At 70.5% G+C, this 19,943-nt stretch carries 16 protein-coding genes; 11 read left to right on the top strand and 5 right to left on the bottom strand.

Features of this window, described 5'->3' with window-relative positions; translation table 11 throughout:
- Positions 1-18 precede the first annotated feature (18 nt).
- Together QQG74_RS31455 and QQG74_RS31460 are read left to right on the top strand one after the other, a co-directional pair.
- Positions 19-1,098, top strand: coding sequence for an inositol-3-phosphate synthase (locus tag QQG74_RS31455; protein ID WP_341721471.1), 1,080 nt, complete (start codon positions 19-21; stop codon positions 1,096-1,098).
- Positions 1,099-1,616: 518 nt separating this feature from the next.
- Positions 1,617-2,003, top strand: coding sequence for a hypothetical protein (locus QQG74_RS31460; RefSeq protein WP_341718227.1), 387 nt, complete (start codon positions 1,617-1,619; stop codon positions 2,001-2,003).
- A gap of 162 nt (positions 2,004-2,165) precedes the next feature.
- Here the strand turns inward: QQG74_RS31460 and QQG74_RS31465 are convergent, their stop codons facing one another.
- The 3 genes from QQG74_RS31465 to QQG74_RS31475 form a co-directional block, all read right to left on the bottom strand.
- Positions 2,166-2,645 carry a methylated-DNA--[protein]-cysteine S-methyltransferase gene (locus QQG74_RS31465; protein ID WP_341718228.1) on the bottom strand — a complete coding sequence of 160 codons (480 nt, stop codon included), beginning with the start codon at positions 2,643-2,645 and terminating at the stop codon, positions 2,166-2,168.
- A 109-nt stretch (positions 2,646-2,754) separates the two neighbouring features.
- Positions 2,755-4,785, bottom strand: a complete 2,031-nt coding sequence (locus QQG74_RS31470; RefSeq protein ID WP_341718229.1) for a S8 family serine peptidase — start codon at positions 4,783-4,785, stop codon at positions 2,755-2,757.
- A 242-nt stretch (positions 4,786-5,027) separates the two neighbouring features.
- The gene (locus QQG74_RS31475; protein ID WP_341718230.1) at positions 5,028-6,488 is read right to left on the bottom strand and encodes a CCA tRNA nucleotidyltransferase; all 1,461 of its coding nucleotides are present in this window, start codon (positions 6,486-6,488) and stop codon (positions 5,028-5,030) included.
- A gap of 125 nt (positions 6,489-6,613) precedes the next feature.
- Here QQG74_RS31475 and murJ point away from each other — a divergent pair, with 125 nt between their 5' ends.
- The 7 genes from murJ (at position 6,614) to QQG74_RS31510 (ending at position 15,142) form a co-directional block, all read left to right on the top strand.
- Positions 6,614-8,365, top strand: coding sequence for a murein biosynthesis integral membrane protein MurJ (gene murJ / locus QQG74_RS31480; RefSeq protein ID WP_341718231.1), 1,752 nt, complete (start codon positions 6,614-6,616; stop codon positions 8,363-8,365).
- A 432-nt stretch (positions 8,366-8,797) separates the two neighbouring features.
- The gene (locus QQG74_RS31485) at positions 8,798-10,399 is read left to right on the top strand and encodes a protein kinase family protein (RefSeq protein ID WP_341718232.1); all 1,602 of its coding nucleotides are present in this window, start codon (positions 8,798-8,800) and stop codon (positions 10,397-10,399) included.
- Positions 10,400-10,481: 82 nt separating this feature from the next.
- The gene (gene sigM / locus QQG74_RS31490) at positions 10,482-11,168 is read left to right on the top strand and encodes an RNA polymerase sigma factor SigM (RefSeq protein WP_341718233.1); all 687 of its coding nucleotides are present in this window, start codon (positions 10,482-10,484) and stop codon (positions 11,166-11,168) included.
- The gene (locus QQG74_RS31495; RefSeq protein WP_341718234.1) at positions 11,165-12,286 is read left to right on the top strand and encodes a hypothetical protein; all 1,122 of its coding nucleotides are present in this window, start codon (positions 11,165-11,167) and stop codon (positions 12,284-12,286) included. The genes sigM and QQG74_RS31495 overlap by 4 nt, the downstream gene beginning before the upstream one ends.
- A gap of 178 nt (positions 12,287-12,464) precedes the next feature.
- Entirely contained in the window at positions 12,465-13,415 is a 951-nt protein-coding gene (gene trxB, locus QQG74_RS31500) for a thioredoxin-disulfide reductase (RefSeq protein WP_341718235.1), read from the top strand.
- Positions 13,416-13,445: 30 nt separating this feature from the next.
- Positions 13,446-13,769 (top strand): thioredoxin, encoded by a 324-nt coding sequence (gene trxA, locus QQG74_RS31505; RefSeq protein WP_341718236.1) that lies wholly within the window; start codon positions 13,446-13,448, stop codon positions 13,767-13,769.
- A 206-nt stretch (positions 13,770-13,975) separates the two neighbouring features.
- Entirely contained in the window at positions 13,976-15,142 is a 1,167-nt protein-coding gene (locus QQG74_RS31510) for an N-acetylmuramoyl-L-alanine amidase (RefSeq protein ID WP_341718237.1), read from the top strand.
- 16 nt (positions 15,143-15,158) lie between these two features.
- On the opposite strand, the gene QQG74_RS31515 is transcribed toward QQG74_RS31510, so the two are convergent.
- Entirely contained in the window at positions 15,159-15,824 is a 666-nt protein-coding gene (locus QQG74_RS31515; protein WP_341718238.1) for a GNAT family N-acetyltransferase, read from the bottom strand.
- Between the two features lie 311 nt (positions 15,825-16,135).
- Between QQG74_RS31515 and QQG74_RS31520 the strand changes: the two genes are divergently transcribed.
- A complete protein-coding gene (locus QQG74_RS31520) occupies positions 16,136-17,449 on the top strand; it encodes a PLP-dependent aminotransferase family protein (RefSeq protein ID WP_341718239.1) in 1,314 nt (437 codons plus the stop codon).
- Between the two features lie 8 nt (positions 17,450-17,457).
- On the top strand, positions 17,458-18,447 hold the full coding sequence (locus QQG74_RS31525) for a D-alanine--D-alanine ligase (RefSeq protein ID WP_341718240.1): 990 nt from the start codon (positions 17,458-17,460) through the stop codon (positions 18,445-18,447).
- 211 nt (positions 18,448-18,658) lie between these two features.
- On the opposite strand, the gene QQG74_RS31530 is transcribed toward QQG74_RS31525, so the two are convergent.
- A complete protein-coding gene (locus QQG74_RS31530) occupies positions 18,659-19,558 on the bottom strand; it encodes a hypothetical protein (protein ID WP_341721472.1) in 900 nt (299 codons plus the stop codon).
- Positions 19,559-19,943 lie beyond the last annotated feature (385 nt).

Below are 19,943 nucleotides of genomic sequence, written 5' to 3' on the forward strand. Positions count from 1 at the left end.
AAGAAGGAGGCACACGCGATGGGCTCCGTCCGCGTCGCCATCGTCGGTGTGGGTAACTGCGCCTCGTCCCTGGTACAGGGCGTCGAGTACTACCGGAACGCCGACCCGAACGACCGCGTCCCGGGTCTCATGCACGTCACCTTCGGCGACTACCACGTCTCGGACGTGCAGTTCGTCGCGGCGTTCGATGTCGACGCCAAGAAGGTGGGCATGGACCTCGCAGAGGCGATCGTCGCCAGCGAGAACAACACCATCAAGCTCTGCGACGTGCCGCCGACCGGCGTCACCGTGCAGCGCGGCCCGACCTTCGACGGTCTCGGCCAGTACTACCGCGAGATCATCGAGGAGTCCGGCGCCGAGCCGGTCGACGTGGCGCAGGCGCTGCGCGACGCGCAGGTCGACGTCGTCGTCTCGTACCTGCCGGTGGGCTCCGAGCAGGCCGACAAGTTCTACGCCCAGGCCGCGATCGACGCCGGCTGCGCGTTCGTCAACGCCCTGCCGGTCTTCATCGCCTCCGACCCCGAGTGGGCGCAGAAGTTCACCGACGCCGGCCTGCCGATCGTCGGCGACGACATCAAGAGCCAGGTCGGTGCGACCATCGTGCACCGGGCCCTCGCCAAGCTCTTCGAGGACCGGGGGGTCGAGCTGCTGCGCACGTACCAGCTCAACTTCGGCGGCAACATGGACTTCATGAACATGCTGGAGCGCAACCGCCTGGTCTCGAAGAAGATCTCGAAGACCCAGTCGGTGACCTCCCAGGTGCCGCACGAGATGGCCAAGAGCGACGTGCACATCGGCCCGTCCGACCACGTGCCGTGGCTGGACGACCGCAAGTGGGCCTACATCCGCCTGGAGGGCCGTTCGTTCGGTGACACCCCGCTCAACGCCGAGCTCAAGCTCGAGGTGTGGGACTCGCCGAACTCGGCGGGCGTCATCATCGACGCGGTCCGCGCCGCGAAGATCGCCCTGGACCGGAAGATCGGCGGACCGATCCTGTCGGCGTCGTCGTACTTCATGAAGTCCCCGCCCGTGCAGTACGCCGACCACGAGGCGCACGCCGCCGTCGAGGCGTTCATCGCCGGCGAGATCGAGCGCTGACCCGCTTACTCAGCAAGGCATGGGGGGCCGGATCCTGGTGGATCCGGCCCCACGGCCCACTGAGCAGAAAGATCTTGGTACGCCCCGAAGCCGGGCTCGACCACAGGTGGCAACACCCCTTCCATGATCTCCGTTGAGGCGGTCATGACTTCGAGGTCGAGACCGTCAGAGGGGCATTTCCGTACCAGGATTCGGGCTAGGGTGAGCCCGTGCTGTCCATTGGCGTTGTTCGTTCCGTGAGGTCAGGGCACCGGGTCGCCGGGGCAGTCGCGGGCGTGATGCTCTTCGCCGCCCTGATCGCCTGCGCCCAGCCGGGGGATGCCCCATCCGCCGACTCCGCTGAGGATGCACCACCCGCCATTGCACTGACCCCTGGGCCGCAGGCCCGCTGTGCTGTCACAGCCGACGCGCCACCGGCGGTGGTGCCCGAACCGAGCGCCACTCCAGAGACACCGGCCGAGTCGGGGCGTGTCGGCGCATCCCCGGTCGTACCGAGGTCACTCGGCAGCGGGAATCCGATGACCGACGAGCAGTTGCGCCAGGAGGAGTTCCTGCGCCAGCAGGCCGCCAACAAAGCCTTCCGGCAGCGCGGCAACCTCGACCCCGAGGCGACCGCTGGTGCCCAGGCCTGCGCCGCCGAGGTATCGCGGAGTCTCAACCTGTTCACCTCCGGTGGTCAGGACGAACCCGAGGAGGAGGCCGTACGACAGGCGGTGAGCGCCACCGGCTTGCTCGACGTCGTCGTCCGGCCGCCAGGCCGGCTCGACCTCGGCCCCGGCGACGGATTGCTCTTCGCCGGGTGGACCGGACGAGCCTGCGTCTTCGGCAGCGTCCGGCAGGACGACATCAGGGTCGAGATCGGTACCCGCATAGCCGACGGCGGCTGCCTCCCCGCCCCCGCCTAACCCCCCACCCCACCCTCCCCTCCCCACCCCCACCCCTCCCCACCCTCCCTACTCCCTGGTTGATCATGAGGTTAGCGGCAGTAGGTGATCTTCAAACTGCCGCTAACCTCATGATCAACAGGGTGGGGGTGGGAGGTGGGGGTGGGGAGGGTGGGGTGGGGGTTAGGTCCAGGTGCGTTGGAGGGTTACTCGGGCTTCGAGTTCGAGGAGTTTGATTTTGCGGTCCAGGCCGCCGCCGAAGCCGACCAGCTTTCCGCCGGCACCGATGATGCGGTGGCACGGCACGACCACCGGGATCGGGTTGCGGTTGCAGGCCACCCCGACCGCGCGGGCCGCCCCGGGGTCGCCCACCCGCCGGGCCACCTCGCCGTAGGTAAGCGTCTCGCCGTACGGGATGCGGGTCATCTCCCGCCACACCGCCCGCTCGAACTCCGATCCGCGGGGCACCGTCACCGGCACGTCGAAGTCGGTCCGTTCCCCGGCGAAGTACGCCCGCAACTCCGCCACGGCCTGCCGCGCACCCTCGTCGGCCGGCTCGGTGTCGGCGTGCTCGACCGGGCCGAAGGCGGCTCCGCACACGCTGGTGCCGTCGGTGGCCACCGTGAACACTCCGATCGGCGAGTCGAGCATCGTCCAACGCATGCCGCCATTGTCCACCTGCCCGACCGGCCCCGGACGTGGCGACGCCCGCCGGAACGTCCCGTGGACCGGGGCGCTCCGGCGGGCGCCAGAGGTGTGTCGTGGTGCGAGGTCAGGCGGCGGAGAAGGTGAACTTCTCGCCCTTGCCCGGGGTCGAGCTGAGGCTCTTGCTGGCGATCAACTGCTTGGTACCGGCCGAGCCGGCGGTGACCAGCTTGTTGGCGCCGCCCAGCAGCGAGACCGTGCCGTCGCCGTAGTACCAGAAGAAGGCGAACTCCTCCCAGTAGCCGACCGACTTCTTGTTGGCGATCAGCGGCTTCTTGCCCTTGCTCGGCGTGGTCACGTACTTGTTGTTGGCAAGTGCCTTCAGGCCGAAGAAGCCGTCACCGCGGTTGACGATCTGGAACTTCGTCGACTTGGTGACCGACTTGCTGGTGGCCTTAAGCGGCTTGCTGCCGGCGACCACGTACTTGTTGTTGGCGAGCGACCTGATGCTGACCACGGGCGGCGGTGCGTCGACGGTGAACTTCTCCGACGTGCCGATGCTGGTCTTGCTCGCCTTCAGCGACGACTTGCCGGACTTCGGTGCCGTCACGTACTTGCCGTTGGCCTTGGCCTTGAGGCTGACCGTACCGTCGGTGTGGTTGACGATCGTGAACTTCCCGGCGGTGACGATCTTCTTGTGGCTGGCGATCAGCGGCTTCTTGCCCTTGCTCGGCGCGACCACGTAGCGGCCGGTGCTCTTGGAGCGCAGCGCCACCAGGCCGCTGCCGGCGTTGACGATGTCGTAGCGCTGCGCGGTGCCCAGGCTCTTGCCGTTGTTGACGAGTGCCTTCTTGGTGCTGGCCGCGGTGACGAACTTGCCGTTGGACTTGGCCTTGAAGCCGTACGCCGAGCGGGCCTGGGTGACCGAGCCGACGGTCAGCAGCCGGTCCATCGAGCCCTTCGGGTCGTAGACCGCGCCGGCGATGCCGGTGGTGACGATGCGGTCGCGGACCTGCTTCGGCGTCCAGGTCGGGTAGCTGTGCAGCAGCAGCGCCGCGGCGCCCGCCACGTGCGGGGCGGCCATCGAGGTGCCGTTCTCACCCACGGAGCCGGTGGTGCTGTTGTGCCGCGCCGAGACGATGCTCACCCCGGGGGCGAAGATGTCGAGGCACTTGCCGTAGTTCGAGAACCAGGCGCGCATGTCGATCCGGTCGGTGGCACCCACGGTGATCGCGTCCGGCACCCGGGCCGGCGACACCTTGCAGGCGTCCATGCTCTCGTTGCCGGCGGCGATCGCGTAGGTGACGCCGGAGGTGATGGAGCGCTTCACGGCCGCGTCGAGCACCGAGTCCACGCCGCCGCCGAGGCTCATGTTGACCACGGCCGGTTTCTGCGCGTTCGCGGTCACCCAGTCGATGCCGGCGACGACCGTCTCGGTGGTGCCGCCGCCCTCGCAGTCGAGCACCTTCACGTCGACGAGCTTGACGCCCTTGGCCACACCGAACTTGGTGCCACCGACGGTGCCGGCCACGTGCGTGCCGTGACCGTTGCAGTCCCCGCCGCCGACCGGTGCCTCGCCCGGCAGCGGCGGGTTGAAGGCGTCGAACCCGAAGCTGGCCCGGCCACCGAAGTCCTGGTGGCCGAGGTTGATGCCGGTGTCCAGGATGTACGCCGTGACCTTGCTACCGGTGTTCGGGTACTTGTAGGACTTGTTCAGCTTGGCCGAAGCCTGGTCGATCCGGTCCAGGCCCCAGGACGGCGGGCTGCTCTGCGTGCCGCTGGCCGAGAGTCGGCGCACCGGCTCGACGGAAGCCACGGCCGGGTTCTTGGCCAGCTTCTCCGCCTGTCGCTGGTTCATCTCGACGGAGAAGCCGCTGAGGGCGTTGCCGAAGACCTGGCCGACGGTGCCACCGTTGGCTTTGGCCAGCGTCGTCGCGGTGGACCGGACGCTGCTGTAGGAGGCCCGCTGGTCCCTGAGGACGACGATGTAGCGGTCCGGTACCACGCCGGAGCTCTTGCTGCCGTGGACCTTGGGCAGCGAGCGGTCCGACGGTTCGGCTGCGGCGACACCGCCGGAGGCGACGGTGAGGATGGACGAGGCGGTGGCAAGGGCGAGACCCGCCACCGCCGAGCGGCGCAGTACGCCACGGCGCTTCACTAGATGAACTCCCCGTTCGTCATCGGCCGCGCCTGGCGCGGCCGGACAGGTAGTGGATCGTCCTGGCTCGACACTTGGGCGAGCGGGACTTGCCTCATCATCGCGGCTCGGCGCAACGGGCCGCGTCAACCGTTCGGTCGAAACGTTGGCGTTTCGGCGTAGCGGCCCGCACCGATCGAGCGTCCGCAATGGAGTTCAACCCGGGATAAAAGGTGTTGAGCGGTGCCAGGTCGCGGCACCGCTCAGCCGAGGATGCCCTCGTCGCGGGCCCAGCGCAGCAGCTCAGCCTCGGCGGTGTCCCGGTCCAGCGGCCCACGCTCCAGGCGCAGATCCTTCAGGTGCTTCCAGGCCCGCCCCACGAGCGGGCCCGGCGGTACGCCGAGCAGCTCCATGATCGCGTTCCCGTCGAGGTCGGGCCGGACCCGGGCCAGATCCTCCTCGGCGGCGAGCCGGGCGATCCGCTCCTCCAGGGCGTCGTAGTCCGCCGCCAGCGCAGCCGCCTTGCGGCGGTTGCGGGTGGTGCAGTCCGACCTGGTCAGCTTGTGCAGCCGGGGCAACAACTCACCGGCGTCGGTGACGTACCGGCGCACCGCCGAGTCGGTCCACTCGCCCCGGCCGTAGCCGTAGAAGCGCAGGTGCAGCGCGACCAGGGCGGTGACCTTGGCGGTGATGTCCTTCGGGTAGCGCAGCGCCTTCATCCGCGCCTTGGTCAACCGGGCGCCGACCACCTCGTGGTGGTGGAAGCTGACCCGACCGTCCGAGCCGACCGACTTGGTGGCCGGCTTGCCGACGTCGTGCATCAGCGCGGCCATCCGGAGAACGAAGTCCGGCCCGTCGTCCTCGTAGGAGATCGCGTTACGGACCACCGTGAGGGTGTGCTCGTAGACGTCCTTGTGCTGGGCGTGCTCGTCGATCTCCAGCTTCAGCCCGGTCAGCTCGGGCAGAAAACGCTCAGCCAGCCCGGTGTCCACAAGCAGCCGCAACCCGCTTATCGGATCCGCGCCGCAGAGCAGCTTGGTGAACTCGTCGCGGATCCGTTCGGCGGTGATCCGGTCCAGGTCCGTCGCCATCCGGCTCATCGCCGCGCGTACGTCCGGGTGCACCGCGAAGCGCAGCTGCGCGGCGAACCGGGCCGCCCGCAGCATCCGCAGCGGGTCGTCACCGAACGACTCAGCGGGCGTGCCCGGCGTACGCACCACCTTGGCAGCCAGGTCGGCCAGGCCGCCGTACGGGTCGGTGAACCGGTGCTCGGGCAGGCTCACCGCCATCGCGTTGACGGTGAAGTCCCGCCGTCGCAGGTCCTCCACCAGACTGCTGCCGTACTCCACCACCGGGTTGCGACTGACCTGGTCGTACGACTCCGCACGGAAGGTGGTGATCTCCAGTCGCAGGCCGCCGCGCTGGCAGCCGATGGTGCCGAAGTCGCGACCGGTCTCCCAGATCGCCTCGGCCCAGCCACGCAGGATGCCCAACGTCTGGTCGGGGTGCGCGTCGGTGCAGAAGTCGAGATCCTCGCCGAGCCGGCCGAGCAGGGCGTCGCGTACCGAACCGCCCACCAGGTGCAGCTCGTGGCCGGCGGCGGCGAACCGGCGGCCCAGCTCGTCGGCGACCGGGGAAACCCGGAGCAGTTCGGCGACGGCGTTGCGCTGCGCGGCGGTGAGTTCGCGGCGGTCGGCGGCGTGGGATGCGGCGGCTTCGGACATGGGAGCGCCAGCCTATCGGTCCTGACCGGCATCTCCTCCGCCGGGCGCGGTATACCGCACCGGGTTGACTAAGGTCTGTGGCGTGCGGGCCGGTGCCGGCTCCGGCGTACCCCTTGGAGGCACAGATGAGCGGCGGGCTCTACCGCAGCGCGAACGCCCAGCAGGGCGGCGCGCCCGGCGGCCAGCCGAACGACGGCGCCACCTTCATCTCCGCCGAGCCGCTGAACCAGCCGGCGATGGAGTCGACCGCGCCGCCGCCGGAACAGGTGGCGGAGGGCAGCGCCGCGGCCAACAGCGCGGTCATGGCGGTCGGCAGCCTGGTCAGCCGGGGTACGGGCTTCCTGCGCAACCTGGTCATCGGTGCCGCGCTGGGCGGGGCGCTGGTGGGCGACGCCTACACCACGGCACAGATCCTGCCGGGAATGGTCTACGAGTTCCTGCTCGGCGGCATCCTGACAAGTGTCCTGATTCCGGTGCTGGTACGCCGCCGCAAGGCGGACAGCGACGGTGGCCAGGCGTACGCCCAGCGACTGCTGACCCTGGCGCTGCTCGCGCTGGGTGTCGCCGCGGTGCTCGCGGTGGCCCTCGCCGCGCCGCTGACCTGGCTGTACGGGGCCGACGAGTCGGCGCAGGGCTACTCGGGGCTGGTCACCAACCTGGCCCGGCTCATGCTGCCGATGATCTTCTTCTCCGGGCTGAGCGCGCTGATCAGCGCGGTGCTCAACACCCGGGGCCACTTCGCCGCCCCGATGTGGGCACCGATCCTGAACAACCTGGTGGTCATCGGCACCGCCGGCCTGTACATCGCGATCTTCGGTACGGACATCGTCGGGCCGGAGGACATGACCACCGGACGGGTCCTGCTGATCGGTGGCGGCACGCTGCTCGGTGTGGCCATCCAGGTCGGCGGCCTGCTGCCGGCCCTGCGCAAGGTCGGCTTCCGGTGGAAGCTCCGCTTCGACTTCCGCAAGCTCGGGCTGGCCGAGCTGGGTCGGCTCGGGGCCTGGATGATCTGCTACGTCGCGGTCAGCCAGGTCGGCCTCATCGTGCTGTTCAACCTGCTCAACCGGGCCGGCAAGGAGAACGCGGCCGGCCCACTGATCTACAACAACGTGTTCCTGCTGTTGATGACCGCGCACGGCATCATCGCCGTCTCGATCATCACCGCGCTGATGCCCCGGATGAGCGCCGCCGCCGCCGACGGTCGCTTCGCCGACCTCGCCGCCGACCTGTCCCGGGGCACCCGCACGGTGTCGGCGGTGCTCGCCCCGATCGCGGTCTGCTACGCCGTGCTTGCCTCTCCGATCGCGTTCACCCTGTTCCGCTGGGGTGCGTTCAACGAGGAGAACGCGAGCGCGACGTCGCTGGTGCTGCTCGCCGCCGCGCTCGCCCTCGTGCCGTTCGCGATCAGCCAGCTGTTCACCTTCGCCTTCTACGCGCTGCCGGACACCCGCACCCCGGCACTTATCAACATTCCGGTGGTGGCGCTGCGGATCGGGGTGCAGGTCGCCCTCTTCCTGATCTTCTCGGCGAGCTTCGCCGGGGCGGGAATGATGATCGGTAACGCGGTCTCGTACCTGGCCGCTGCCATCGCCTCCGCCTGGCTGCTGCGGCCCCGGGTGGGTCGCATCGGTCTGGGTGCCATCCTGCGTACCCTCGGCCGGGTGGCCGTCGCCGCGCTCGGTGCCGCCGTGGCCGGTCTGCTGGTCGTGGCAGTGCTTCCCGGCGACGACACGCCGAGCCGGCTGGAGGCGATCGTGCAGCTGCTGGTGGGCGGCGCGGTGATCGGCGGCAGCTATCTCGGCCTGGCCATGGTGCTGCGGATCTCGGAGATCACCGAGGTGGTCGGCATGGTCCGTCGCCGGCTCGGCCGCTGATCAGCCCCGCCGCACACAGAGTGACCGGGGATCACCATCCTGTGGACCATCCTGTGGATAACTGGGCGCGTCGCCGCTCACCTGACGGTTCGGCCTGTGGATAACCAACCGGAAGTCCGAGCATGGTCGGCCGATCGACGGGAACCCCGTCGGCGTCCGAAACTGTCGACTTCTCCGCACCGCCCGTGCGGAGGCCGAGTGTGGGCAACATCTAAATTGGCTGGTACATGAGCCAGCAACGTGGCTGACAACGGTCGTAACAGGACAAGCCCGCCCGAGGCGTGAGATCCGCAGCGGTGACGGCGGGAAGATGACATGTCGGGGAGACGGCCAACCCAGGTAAGGTCGCTCTCGACGGGTACGACAGGCACCGGCGCGCGCCGTGCCGGGACCAGGTCGCCCGGTGCGACACGAAGGCGGAGCGGGAATCAGATGCCCAGCAGCGCGGGTCCATCGATCGACACGATCACCGAGGGAGGACGGGTGACCCAGGTCGGCGAGGGTCAGGACGCGGACGAGACCACTCCGCCGGTCATGACCTTCGGTGCTCCGGAGGCCGGTGAGATCCTCGCCGAACGGTACGAACTGGTCGAGCACATCAACAACGACAGCGCGGGTCGGCTGGTCTGGCGCGGCGTCGATGTCGTGTTGCGTCGCCCCGTCGCGGTCGTCTTGCGCTACCCGGGCGGCGATTCAGCCACCGAGATGCTCCAGGCCGCCGTCGCGGCCAGCCGGGTCGTCCATCCCAATCTGGTCGGTGTCTACGACGCGATCGACGAGGCCGAGCGCGCCTACGTGGTGCGCGAGTGGGTCGACGGCCAGTCGCTGCGGGAGTTGGTCGCGGGTGGGCCGCTGGACGCCGGCCGGGCCACCGCCGTCGGCAACGCGGTCGCCAGCGCGCTGGCCGCCGTGCACGCCACCGACATGGTGCACGGCAACGTGCACCCGGGCACCGTGATGATCAGCGACGACGGCCGGGTGGTCCTGGCGGACGCCCGCACCGACGGCGCCGACAGCCAGGAGACCGACGTCCGAGCGGTCGGCGGCATCCTCTACTACGCGCTTACCGGGCACTGGCCGCACACCGAGGCACCGCTGCGGGGTGCCACCGCCGGGCACGGCCGGGCGGCCATCCCCGACGCGGTACGCGACGCGAACGGCACCGCGGCGGCTCCGCGCCAGGTCCGGGCCGGTGTGCCGGCCTACCTTGACGATCTCACCATGGACCTGCTCGACACCACCGTCGCGCCGCCATCGTCGGATGTACTGGCTGCCGAACTGGCCCGGCTCGACGTGCCCGTCGATGACGACTACCTCGACAACAGCGGTCCGTTGCGCTTCGCCGCTGAGCCCGGTGACGAGCCGTCGCCGCTGGCCGCCGCAGGTGGACGCAAGGTCGCCCTGGGCATCGCCGGCCTACTCACGGTTGCCCTGATCGGCCTGCTCATCGGGATCAGCACGCTTAGCGGCAACGACGAGGATCCGCAGACCGATCCGGTCGCCGCGCCCAGCGCCAGCGCACCGGTGAGCGACGAGCCGTCGACACCGGCGGTCCGGGACCTGAAGATCAGCGCCGCCCGGATCATCGACCCCGACAGCCGCAACCGCAGCGAGGTCCGCGACGCCGAGAAGGTCTTCGACGGCGACCGGGACGAGGGCTGGTCGACCGAGACCTACCCGACCGGCAACTTCGGCAACTTCAAGCGGGGCATGGGCATCTGGATCGACCTCGGTGCCGAACGCACGGTCAGGTCCCTCCAGGTCAACCTCTCCGACACCGGCGCCTCCGCGGAACTGCTGACCGGCACGCTCGACGCCCCGTCGAGCAGCGCCGGTGACAAGCGGATGCTCACCGAGTACAAGAAGAACCAGATCGGGCAGCCCTTCGAGGCGCACGACGGGACCACCATGACCTTCAACGGTTTCGACGCCGACCAGAAGTACCGTTACCTGCTGTTCTGGATCACCGAGTTGCCCCCGAACGGGAACGGCTTCAAGGTCGGTGTCCAGGAGATCACGGTCCAGGGGTCGTGACGGAGCGGCACCCGCAGCGGGCCTGACGATGGACGTACGCGACGGACGTGCTGCCGCTCAGGACCGGACGGACGGAGCACCGGTGGACGAGACGGTCAGCGACCTGGATCTGCTGCACGCCCACGTCGCCGGTGACCGGTACGCGTTCGCCGAGCTGTTCCGCCGACACCGCGACCGGCTCTGGGCGGTGGCCCTGCGTACGCTCGGTGACCGGGAGGAGGCGGCCGACGCCCTCCAGGACGCGCTGCTCTCCGCGCACCGTGCCGCCGGACGGTTCCGGGGCGACGCCGCCGTCACGACCTGGCTGCACCGGATCGTGGTGAACGCCTGCCTCGACCGGATCCGACGACGGCAGACCCACCCCACGGTGCCGATGCCCGACGGGGTCCACGACCGGGACGACGGCACCGGTGGCGTCGAACCGGCCGCACCGGTACGCGACCACGACACGGCGATGGTGGTCCGCGACGCCCTGGCCGCGCTCCCGATCGAACAGCGTGCCGCTCTCGTCCTGGTGGACGTGCAGGGGTATCCGGTCGCCGAGGTCGCCCGGATCCTCGGCGTCGCCGAGGGGACGATCAAGAGTCGGTGCGCCCGGGGTCGGGCCCGGTTGGCGATCATGCTCGGGCACCTGCGGACCGGTGGCGAGCAGCTGCCCGACGATGCCTCCGACGTGCCGGCGCTCACCCGTGGGAACCCGAGAGCGCCGCAGGGCGTCCGATCGAGGTCGGGGCGCTCCCGACCGGATGCCAACCAGGAGGAAGCGTGAGTACCGGGGAGTTCAGCGGGGTCGACCACGACCTGCTCGCCGACTACCTCGGCGGCGCGCTGGCGGGCACCGCGGCGGAAACCGAGGTCGCCCGCCTCGTCGCGGAGGACCCGGCCTGGGCTCGGGCGCACGCGGCACTGGCCCCGGCCGTCGCCGAGGTCCGCGCCGACCTGTTCGCCTGGGGTGAGCAGACGCCGGAGTTGCCGGCGGAGGTCGCCGACCGGATCCTGGCCGCGCTGGCCACCGCCGATCTGCCCGGCCACACGTCCGACGGCTCCGCCGCCGCCGGCGCGGCGGGGAACACCACCGACGACCGCCCGGCGACTGACGATCTCGACGAGCCCGACCCGGACTCGGGTGAGGCGAAACCCGCCCTCGTGCCGGCCCAGCCACTTGGTGGGCCCCGGCGACCGGGCCGCACCCTGCGGCCGGGCCACGAGAGCGCTGCACCGACGCGGCCGGGACGACGACGCCGCCGCTGGACCCGGGTCGCCGCCCCCGTCGCGCTCGCCGCTGCGGCCGTGGTGGGGCTGGGGGCGCTGCAACTGTCCGGGCAGCAGCGCAACGCCGAGTCGACGGCGGACACCGCCCTGAGCGGCCAGCGCACCGCCCCGGTCCCGACGCCCGAGGACGAACCGCGGATCGCCCGGCAGGAGGAGGGGACGTCCGGGACCGCCCAGGAGAAGGCCTCGGAACCTGCCCCGGCCCAGGCCAGCAGCCCGTACCGGATCGCCGTGCCACCGAAGCGCAGCGGCACCGACTACACCTCCGAGCAACTGGCGAAGGCCCTGCCGCTGCCGACGATCAAGCACTTCTCCGGCAGCGCGGAGCCGGAGGGCGGGTTGGGCGCGCCGGACGAGCGTACGGCCGGCCTCGGTGACCTGACGCGGCTCGGCGACCAGCGTGCGCTGAGCACCTGCCTGGCCGAGATCGGCACCGAGCATGGCGAAGGCCCGGTCACCTTCGACGCCGTCGACTACGCCCGCTTCCAGGGCCGACCGGCGCTCGTCGTGCGTTTCACCGACGGCTCCGGTGCCCAGTGGGCCTGGGTCAGCGGGCCCGAGTGCGGTATCCCCGGGTCCGGCTCGGACACCCGCTACCGTACGCGGGTAGGGTGATTTTCGCAGTCACCGGACGTTTGACCCGTCCACGTGACGTGACCCACCGGATGACCGGCTCGGGAATTCCCGATTCGTACGATGACGTTCTGCACAGCAGTTGCCGCCCCGTCGGCACTCGGATCGACATCGGCGGGGACCCGCCGGTGACGACAGTCAACACGATTGGGAGACGGCAGTGGACGAGGTCCGCAACCTGATCATCATCGGCTCTGGGCCGGCCGGTTACACCGCCGCGGTCTACGCGGCCCGCGCCAACCTCAAGCCCCTGATCATCGAGGGCGTGCAGTCCGGCGGCGCGCTGATGACCACCACCGAGGTGGAGAACTTCCCCGGTTTCGCGGACGGCATTCTCGGCCCCGAACTCATGGACAACATGCGCAAGCAGGCCGAGCGGTTCGGTGCCGAGTTCCTGACCGACGACGTCACCCGGGTCGAGTTGGTCGAGACCGGTCAGCCGGGCACGGCGAGCACCGTCTGGGTCGGCGAGACCGCCCACCGGGCCCGGGCGGTCATCCTCGCCACCGGCTCCGCCTGGCGTCCGCTCGGCGTACCGGGCGAGCAGGAGTACCTCGGCCACGGCGTCTCCTCCTGCGCCACCTGTGACGGCTTCTTCTTCCGCAACCAGCACATCGTGGTCGTCGGCGGTGGCGACTCGGCGATGGAGGAGGCCAGCTTCCTGACCCGCTTCGCCGACTCGGTGACCATCATCCACCGCCGGGACTCGTTCCGGGCCAGCAAGATCATGGCGGAGCGGGCGCTGAGCAACGACAAGATCAAGGTCGAGTGGAACACCGTCGTCGAGGAGATCCTCGGCGCGGATGGCAAGGTCTCCGGCGTACGCGTACGCAACGTGCACACCGGCGAGGCCAAGGTGCTCGACGTCACCGGTGTCTTCGTGGCGATCGGCCACGACCCGCGCAGCGAGCTGTTCCGTGGGCAGGTGGAGCTGGACGACGAGGGCTACGTGAAGGTCGACGCGCCCAGCACCCGGACCAGCGTCCCGGGTGTCTTCGCCGCCGGTGACCTGGTCGACCACACCTACCGGCAGGCCATCACCGCAGCCGGCACGGGTTGTGCGGCGGCCCTGGACGCGGAACGCTTCATCGCCACGCTGCCCAAGGACTGAACCAGAAATATCCCGGAGGAGGGGTCAACAGTGGGAGCAACCAAGTCGGTCACCGACGCGAGTTTCGCGGCCGACGTACTCAAGTCTGACAAGCCGGTTCTGGTGGACTTCTGGGCCGAATGGTGCGGACCGTGCCGTAAGGTGTCGCCGCTGCTGGAGGAGATCGCCGGCGAGATGGGTGACCAGGTAAGCATCGTCAAGCTCAACATCGACGAGAACCCGGAGACCGCCCGCGCCTACCGGGTGATGTCGGTACCGACCCTCACCGTCTTCAAGAACGGCGAGCCGGTGCAGTCGATCGCCGGTGCCAAGCCAAAGGGTGAGCTGGTCAAGCTGATCCAGTCGGCGCTCTAGTTCCCACCGGCGACCGTACGCCGTCTCGACCCCGTGCCGGGCCCACCGGTACGGGGTCGACGCGTTTCTCCGCCTGCGGATCGCCCAAGCGCATAACCTCGAACCCGGGGGCGCCGGACGCCGGTGACCGCCTGGTCGCCGTCGCGGTGTGCCGCGTACGCCGCTGACGGGTCCGGCCAGCCACCACCGTGCAGAGGGGGTCGTGCGTGCGTCCGATCCGTCCCGGCGACCGGGGACCCGCGGTGACCGAGATACGTGCCGTACTTACCGGTCTCGACCTGCTCTCCAAGGCGAACGACCCACAACACGACGAGTTCGACGCGGCCACCGAACGAGCCGTCCGAGCCTTCCAGCAGTCGCGTGGTCTCAGCGTCGACGGCCGGGTCGGCGCCGAGACCTGGCGGGCGCTGGACGCCGCACGCTGGCGCCTCGGCGCCCGGACGCTCTACCACGCGGTGCCGGTCCCGCTCACCGGCGAGGACGTCCGCTCGTTGCAGGAACGGCTGCTGGAAATGGGGTACGACGTCGGCGGCGCGGACGCCATCTACGGCGTACGCACCGCTCGGGCGGTGGCCCAGTTCCAGCGTGAGGTGGGCCTGGCCCCCGACGGCACCTGCGGACCACACACCATGGGTGCGCTGCGTCGACTCGGCCGCAAGGTGGTCGGCGGACGGCCGCAGTGGCTGCGCGAGTCCGACGCCATCCGGCAGTCCGGTCCGACGCTTGTCGGCCGGACCGTGGTCATCGACCCGGGCCACGGCGGCACCGACCCGGGCGTGGTGGTGCCCGACGGTCCGCTGTGCTGGACCGAGGCGGACCTGGTACACGACCTGGCCAGCCGGCTGGAGGGGCGGCTCGCCGCCGCGGGCGTACGGGTGCAGCTCACCCGGGGGCCGGCGCCGGCGACCTGCCTGCCCGACATCGACCGGGCGCAGCTTGCCAACTCCCTCGGCGCGGACGTCTTCATCTCGCTGCACACCGACGGGCACGCCAACCCGGACGCCGAGGGCGTGGCAACGTACCACTACGGCACCGACAACGGGGTCACCTCCGCGACCGGGGAGCGACTGGCCGGGCTGGTGCAGCGTGAGATCGTCGCGCGGACCGGGCTGCGCGACTGCCGGACCCACGCCAAGGCATGGGATCTGCTCCGGCTCACCCGCATGCCGGCGGTACGCGTCGAGGTCGGCTACCTCACCTCGCCGGGTGACCGGGGGCGGCTGATCGATCCCCGCTTCCGGGACAAGCTGGTGGAGGCGATCGTGGCGGCGGTCCAGCGGATGTACCTGCCGATCGAGCGCGACGTGCCGACCGGCTCGATCGACGTGAGCGAACTGCGAGCCGCCGTCGCCGCCGGCACCGTTGTCGACTGAGTGACCCGTGCCGGTCTCAGCCGGCGGTGGTACGGGTGGCCGGCGTCGGACGGACCGGGCGCAGCAGCGACTCCGGGCTCATCGAGCCGAGCAGCTTCTCCAGCGCGTACTCGACATCCGACTTCCAGCTCAACGCCGTCCGCAGTTCCAGCCGTAGACGGGGAAAGCGGGGATGCGGCCGGACGGTCTTGAAGCCCACCGAGAGGAAGAAGTCGGCGGGTGCCACACAGGTGCCCTCCGGGTCGGCGGCGTCACCGAACTTGGCGTCCCCGAACGCCTCGATCGCCTTGATCCCGCGCTTGGTCAGGTCCCGGGCGACCCCCTGCACCAACATCCGACCGAGCCCGCCACCGGCGAAGGCGGGCACCACGTTCGCGGTCATCAGCAGCGCCGCGTCGGCGGAGACCGGCGAGGTCGGGAACGCCATCGAACGCGGCACGTAGGCCGGCGGGGCGTACATCACGAAACCGGCGGCCATCCCGTCCACGTAGATCAGCTTGCCGCAGGAGCCCCACTCCAACAGGGTCTGCGAGACCCACGCCTCCTTCTCCAGCCCCGGATCGCCGGCCGCACAGGCCCGATCGGCGGAAACCGGATCAAGTTCCCAGTAGACGCATTGCCGGCACGGCCGGGGCAGATCCTCGAGAGTGTCGAGGGTCAGGCTGACCAGACGTCGCGACATAGGTGCTTTCCCCACACTAGGCTCGGCAGCGGGACCGGCCCGGACGGCATCCGCCGCAGCAGCGGCCTGACGGGCACCGCTGCCCCCCGACGAGCGATCGTACGCCGCCGATCGCCAGCATGGGAGAGTACGCGCAAACGCGCATTTCAGGGCCGTACTCGCCCGGTCCGGCATGTGGACGCGCCGATAATCGAGGGTTCCCGGCCGACCGGTGGCGGCTAGGATCGACATTCGGCGCGCCGTACCGCCATGGTCGCCGGTGTCCCGGGTATCCGGGAAGGAGCCGTCCGAGCAGCCACCGAGGTGATGTGATGACCGGCACGACACTCGACGACTACACCGACCGGTACGCCCGCCGGGTGCGGGGAATGACCGCCTCGGAGATCCGGGCGCTCTTCGCGGTGGCCAGCCGGCCGGAAGTGGTCTCACTCGCCGGTGGCGCCCCGTACATCGCCGCCCTCCCGCTGGACGCCGTCGGCGAGATGCTCGGCCGGCTCGGTGCCGAGCACGGCAGCACCACCCTCCAGTACGGCATCGGCCAGGGCACCCTCGAACTGCGCGAGCGGATCTGCGAGGTGATGTCCCTCTCCGGCATCGACGCCGGGTGCGGGGCCTCCCCGGAGGACGTGGTGGTGACCGTCGGTGGGCAACAGGCGCTCGACCTGGTGGCCCGGCTCTTCCTCGACCCGGGTGACGTGGTGCTCGCCGAGGGCCCGACCTACGTCGGCGCACTCGGGGTGTTCCAGGCCGCCCAGGCCCAGGTGGTGCACGTACCGATGGACGACGACGGCCTGATCCCGGAGGCCCTCGAACTGGCCATCGCCGAGCAGGCCCGGGCCGGGCGTCGGGTCAAGTTCCTCTACACCATCCCGACCTACCAGAACCCGGCCGGAGTGACCCTCACCGAGGAGCGGCGCGAGCGGGTACTGGACATCTGCGAACGCGCCGGGCTGCTGGTGGTCGAGGACGACCCGTACGGTCAGCTCGGCTTCGAAGGGGAAGCGCCGGCGCCGCTGCGGGCCCGCCGCCGCGAAGGGGTCTTCTACCTCAGCACGTTCTCCAAGACGTTCGCTCCCGGGTTGCGGGTCGGCTGGATCCTCGCCCCGCACGCCGTCCGGGAAAAGCTGGTGATCGCCAGCGAGGCGCAGATCCTCTGCCCCAGCGTGTACGCGCAGTCCGCGGTCACCGCGTACCTGAGCACCATGCCCTGGCGCGAGCAGCTGAAGGTCTACCGCGAGGTCTACCGCGAGCGGCGGGACGCGATGCTCACCGCGCTGACCGACCTGATGCCGGCCGGGACCAGGTGGACCAAGCCGGGCGGCGGCCTGTTCGTCTGGGCCACCCTGCCCGAGGGGTTGGACTCGAAGGCGATGATGCCGCGGGCCATCGCCGCCCGGGTGGCGTACGTGCCCGGCACCGGCTTCTACGCGGACGGCACCGGCACCGGCCACATGCGGCTCAACTTCTCCTTCCCCTCCCCGGAGCGCATCCGGGAGGGGGTCCGCCGGTTGGCCAGCGTGATGGAGCAGGAGATGGCGATGCGCCGGGTGTTCGGTGCGGTTGGTGGGCCGGCTCCCCGCCGGGGCCAGGCCGGCTCGGACGCCCCAGGGCCCGACTTGGCATGATGCCCGGCATGGGTGCCAACGTTGCCGAAGAAACCCCCGTGTCCGGAGCCGCTACCGGCGAACTGCGCGTGCTCGTGCTCGCCGGTGGCCTGTCCTACGAGCGTGACGTGTCGCTGCGCTCCGGCCGCCGGGTACTCGACGCGCTGCGGGCGGTCGGGATGGAGGCCGAGCTACGCGACGCCGACGTCGCTCTGCTGCCGGCGTTGGACGCCGACCCGCCCGACGCCGTGGTGATCGCGCTGCACGGTGCCACCGGTGAGGACGGGTCGCTGCGCGGAGTGCTCGACCTCTGCGGCGTCCCGTACGTCGGCTGCGACGCCCGCGCCTCCCGACTCGCCTGGGACAAGCCGTCGGCCAAGGCGGTGCTCCGGGAGGCCGGCATCGCCACCCCGGACTGGGTCGCGCTACCGCACGACCGGTTCAGCGAGTTGGGTGCGGTGGCCGTCCTGGACCGCATCGTCGACCGGCTGGGGCTGCCGCTGATGGTCAAGCCGGCGCAGGGCGGCTCCGGGCTCGGCGCCGCCGTGGTCCGGGACACGGCATCGCTACCGGCCGCCATGGTCGGTTGTTTCGCGTACGACTCGACCGCACTCGTGGAGCGGTACGTGGCCGGCATGGACGTGGCGGTCTCCGTCATCGACCTGGGCGACGGCCCGCAGGCCCTGCCACCGGTCGAGATCGTGCCCCGCAACGGTGTCTACGACTACGCCGCCCGCTACACCGCCGGACGGACCACCTGGCACACCCCGGCGCGACTGGCACCGGCGGTGGCCGACTTGGTGGCTGAGGTCGCGCTGGCCGCGCACACCGCCCTCGGCCTACGGGACCTCAGCCGGGTCGACCTGATCGTCGACTCGGCCGGCCAGCCGCACGTACTGGAGGTGAACGTCTCCCCGGGGATGACCGAGACGTCGCTGCTGCCACTCTCGGTCCAGGCCGCCGGCCTGGACTTCGGCCGGGTGATCGCCACCCTGGTCGCCCGCGCCACCACCCGCTGAGGTGCAAGGAAGGGCCCCCTTTTAACGCCTGGCGTTGTACCGGGGCCCCTTCTTAACACTTGCGTCAAGCTGAACCGGGCCAGCCAGGTCGTGACGTTCCCGTGGGCCAGGCAGGTCGTGACGTTCCCGTCGTGGTCGCTGAGCACGACCAGCCGTGGCCGGTCACCAGGACGGGCGTCCGCGACGAGATTCGCCAGGTCCTGGTCGCTACTCAGGCGGTACTCGGCCGGTCGGTGGGGCCGGTCACCTCACCAGCGGATCCAGCCGGCGGCGCCTCGACACCCGCAGCATCAGCCTCTGCCGTGGCGTTGCGGGTCGGCGAGTCCGCCGTACGACGGGCAGTTGCCGACTCGCTCTCCCCGTCTGCCGATGCGGCGGCGGCTGCGGCACCGACGAGGCTTTCCGGCTGACTCGCCCCCGGGAGGGCAGACTCCAGCTCACCGCGCTGCCCTTCCGGCGACGGACGCGGCGACGGTACGGCGGCAGCCGCCGACGCGGCCTCGGTCGAGGCTGACCGCACCTCGGTCTCCGGCCCCTCGGTCGCGGTCCCGGTCGACGCCGGCCGTACGCCCGGGTCCGGTGCATCCGCATCCGGCCCCTCGGTCGCGGTCCCGGTTGGCCCCGGCCATACGCCCAGGTCTGACGCCTCCGCAGCCGGCGGCTCGGCTGTCTCGCCGATGGCGTCCAAGAGCGATCCGCCCTGCGGTGCCTTCGTCGCCACCACCGGAGCGGACTGCGTGGTGAGACTGGACGGAGCCTGCCACTGGATCCGGGGCGGCTCCGCCAGCGGCCGACCGCCGAACTCGGCGAGCCATGCCGCCACGAGAGCGAGGTTCTCCCGCCACTTGTCCTCGGAGATGGGCGGCAGGATCGAGTCCCAGAGGGAGAGGAAGGTGCCCCGAAGTTGCAGCCGCCCGTACGGCCGGGCGAGGAACCACATGTGCAGGTGAGCGGAGCCATCGCCCCAGCGGTTGACATGCACCCGAGCCACTCCGTCCAACGACCGGATGGCCCGTTCGAGTCGTACGGTCATCACACCGAGCTCGGCGGCGAGCAGGTTGGGCAGGTCACCGAGATCGAGGTGCGACCGCGACTCCAGGATGAGGACCATCGGCAGGCCGGTGGGACGGTCCATTGCGCGTACGCGCCACCGCTCGCCGACCCAGATGTACGCCTCATCCGGCGCCTGGCACGCGGTGCATTCCCGGTCGGCCTCGCCCTTGCGGGGCGGTTCGACCGGCACCGGATCGTCGAGTGCTTTGATCCGCAGCTCGCCCTCGAAGGGGAAGGACGGCCACTGGGTGAAGTCCGGGACTGAGGGAGGGGTGTCGTGCACGAGGCTGACCCTAACCGAGTCCAGCACCGCTGTCCCTACCTGAATCGCCTTCGGTTCGGTCCGGGTCCAGCCACCCGACCCCTCCGACTCACCGACTGTCCCCAGAGATATCCACAGGCTCGGCAGGTGCCGCGCAATCGCCGACATCCCGCTACAACAA

Origin of the sequence: Micromonospora sp. FIMYZ51 (genome assembly GCF_038246755.1) — a bacterium.
GTDB lineage: Bacteria > Actinomycetota > Actinomycetes > Mycobacteriales > Micromonosporaceae > Micromonospora.

Coding starts and splice junctions, on each gene's coding strand:
- murJ (WP_341718231.1), top strand. CDS start 6,614: ATGAGCGGCGGGCTCTACCGCAGCGCGAACGCCCAGCAGGGCGGCGCG.
- QQG74_RS31515 (WP_341718238.1), bottom strand. CDS start 15,824: ATGTCGCGACGTCTGGTCAGCCTGACCCTCGACACTCTCGAGGATCTG.
- QQG74_RS31475 (WP_341718230.1), bottom strand. CDS start 6,488: ATGTCCGAAGCCGCCGCATCCCACGCCGCCGACCGCCGCGAACTCACC.
- QQG74_RS31525 (WP_341718240.1), top strand. CDS start 17,458: ATGGGTGCCAACGTTGCCGAAGAAACCCCCGTGTCCGGAGCCGCTACC.
- QQG74_RS31455 (WP_341721471.1), top strand. CDS start 19: ATGGGCTCCGTCCGCGTCGCCATCGTCGGTGTGGGTAACTGCGCCTCG.
- QQG74_RS31485 (WP_341718232.1), top strand. CDS start 8,798: ATGCCCAGCAGCGCGGGTCCATCGATCGACACGATCACCGAGGGAGGA.
- QQG74_RS31530 (WP_341721472.1), bottom strand. CDS start 19,558: ATGGTCCTCATCCTGGAGTCGCGGTCGCACCTCGATCTCGGTGACCTG.
- QQG74_RS31465 (WP_341718228.1), bottom strand. CDS start 2,645: ATGCGTTGGACGATGCTCGACTCGCCGATCGGAGTGTTCACGGTGGCC.
- QQG74_RS31520 (WP_341718239.1), top strand. CDS start 16,136: ATGACCGGCACGACACTCGACGACTACACCGACCGGTACGCCCGCCGG.
- QQG74_RS31460 (WP_341718227.1), top strand. CDS start 1,617: ATGACCGACGAGCAGTTGCGCCAGGAGGAGTTCCTGCGCCAGCAGGCC.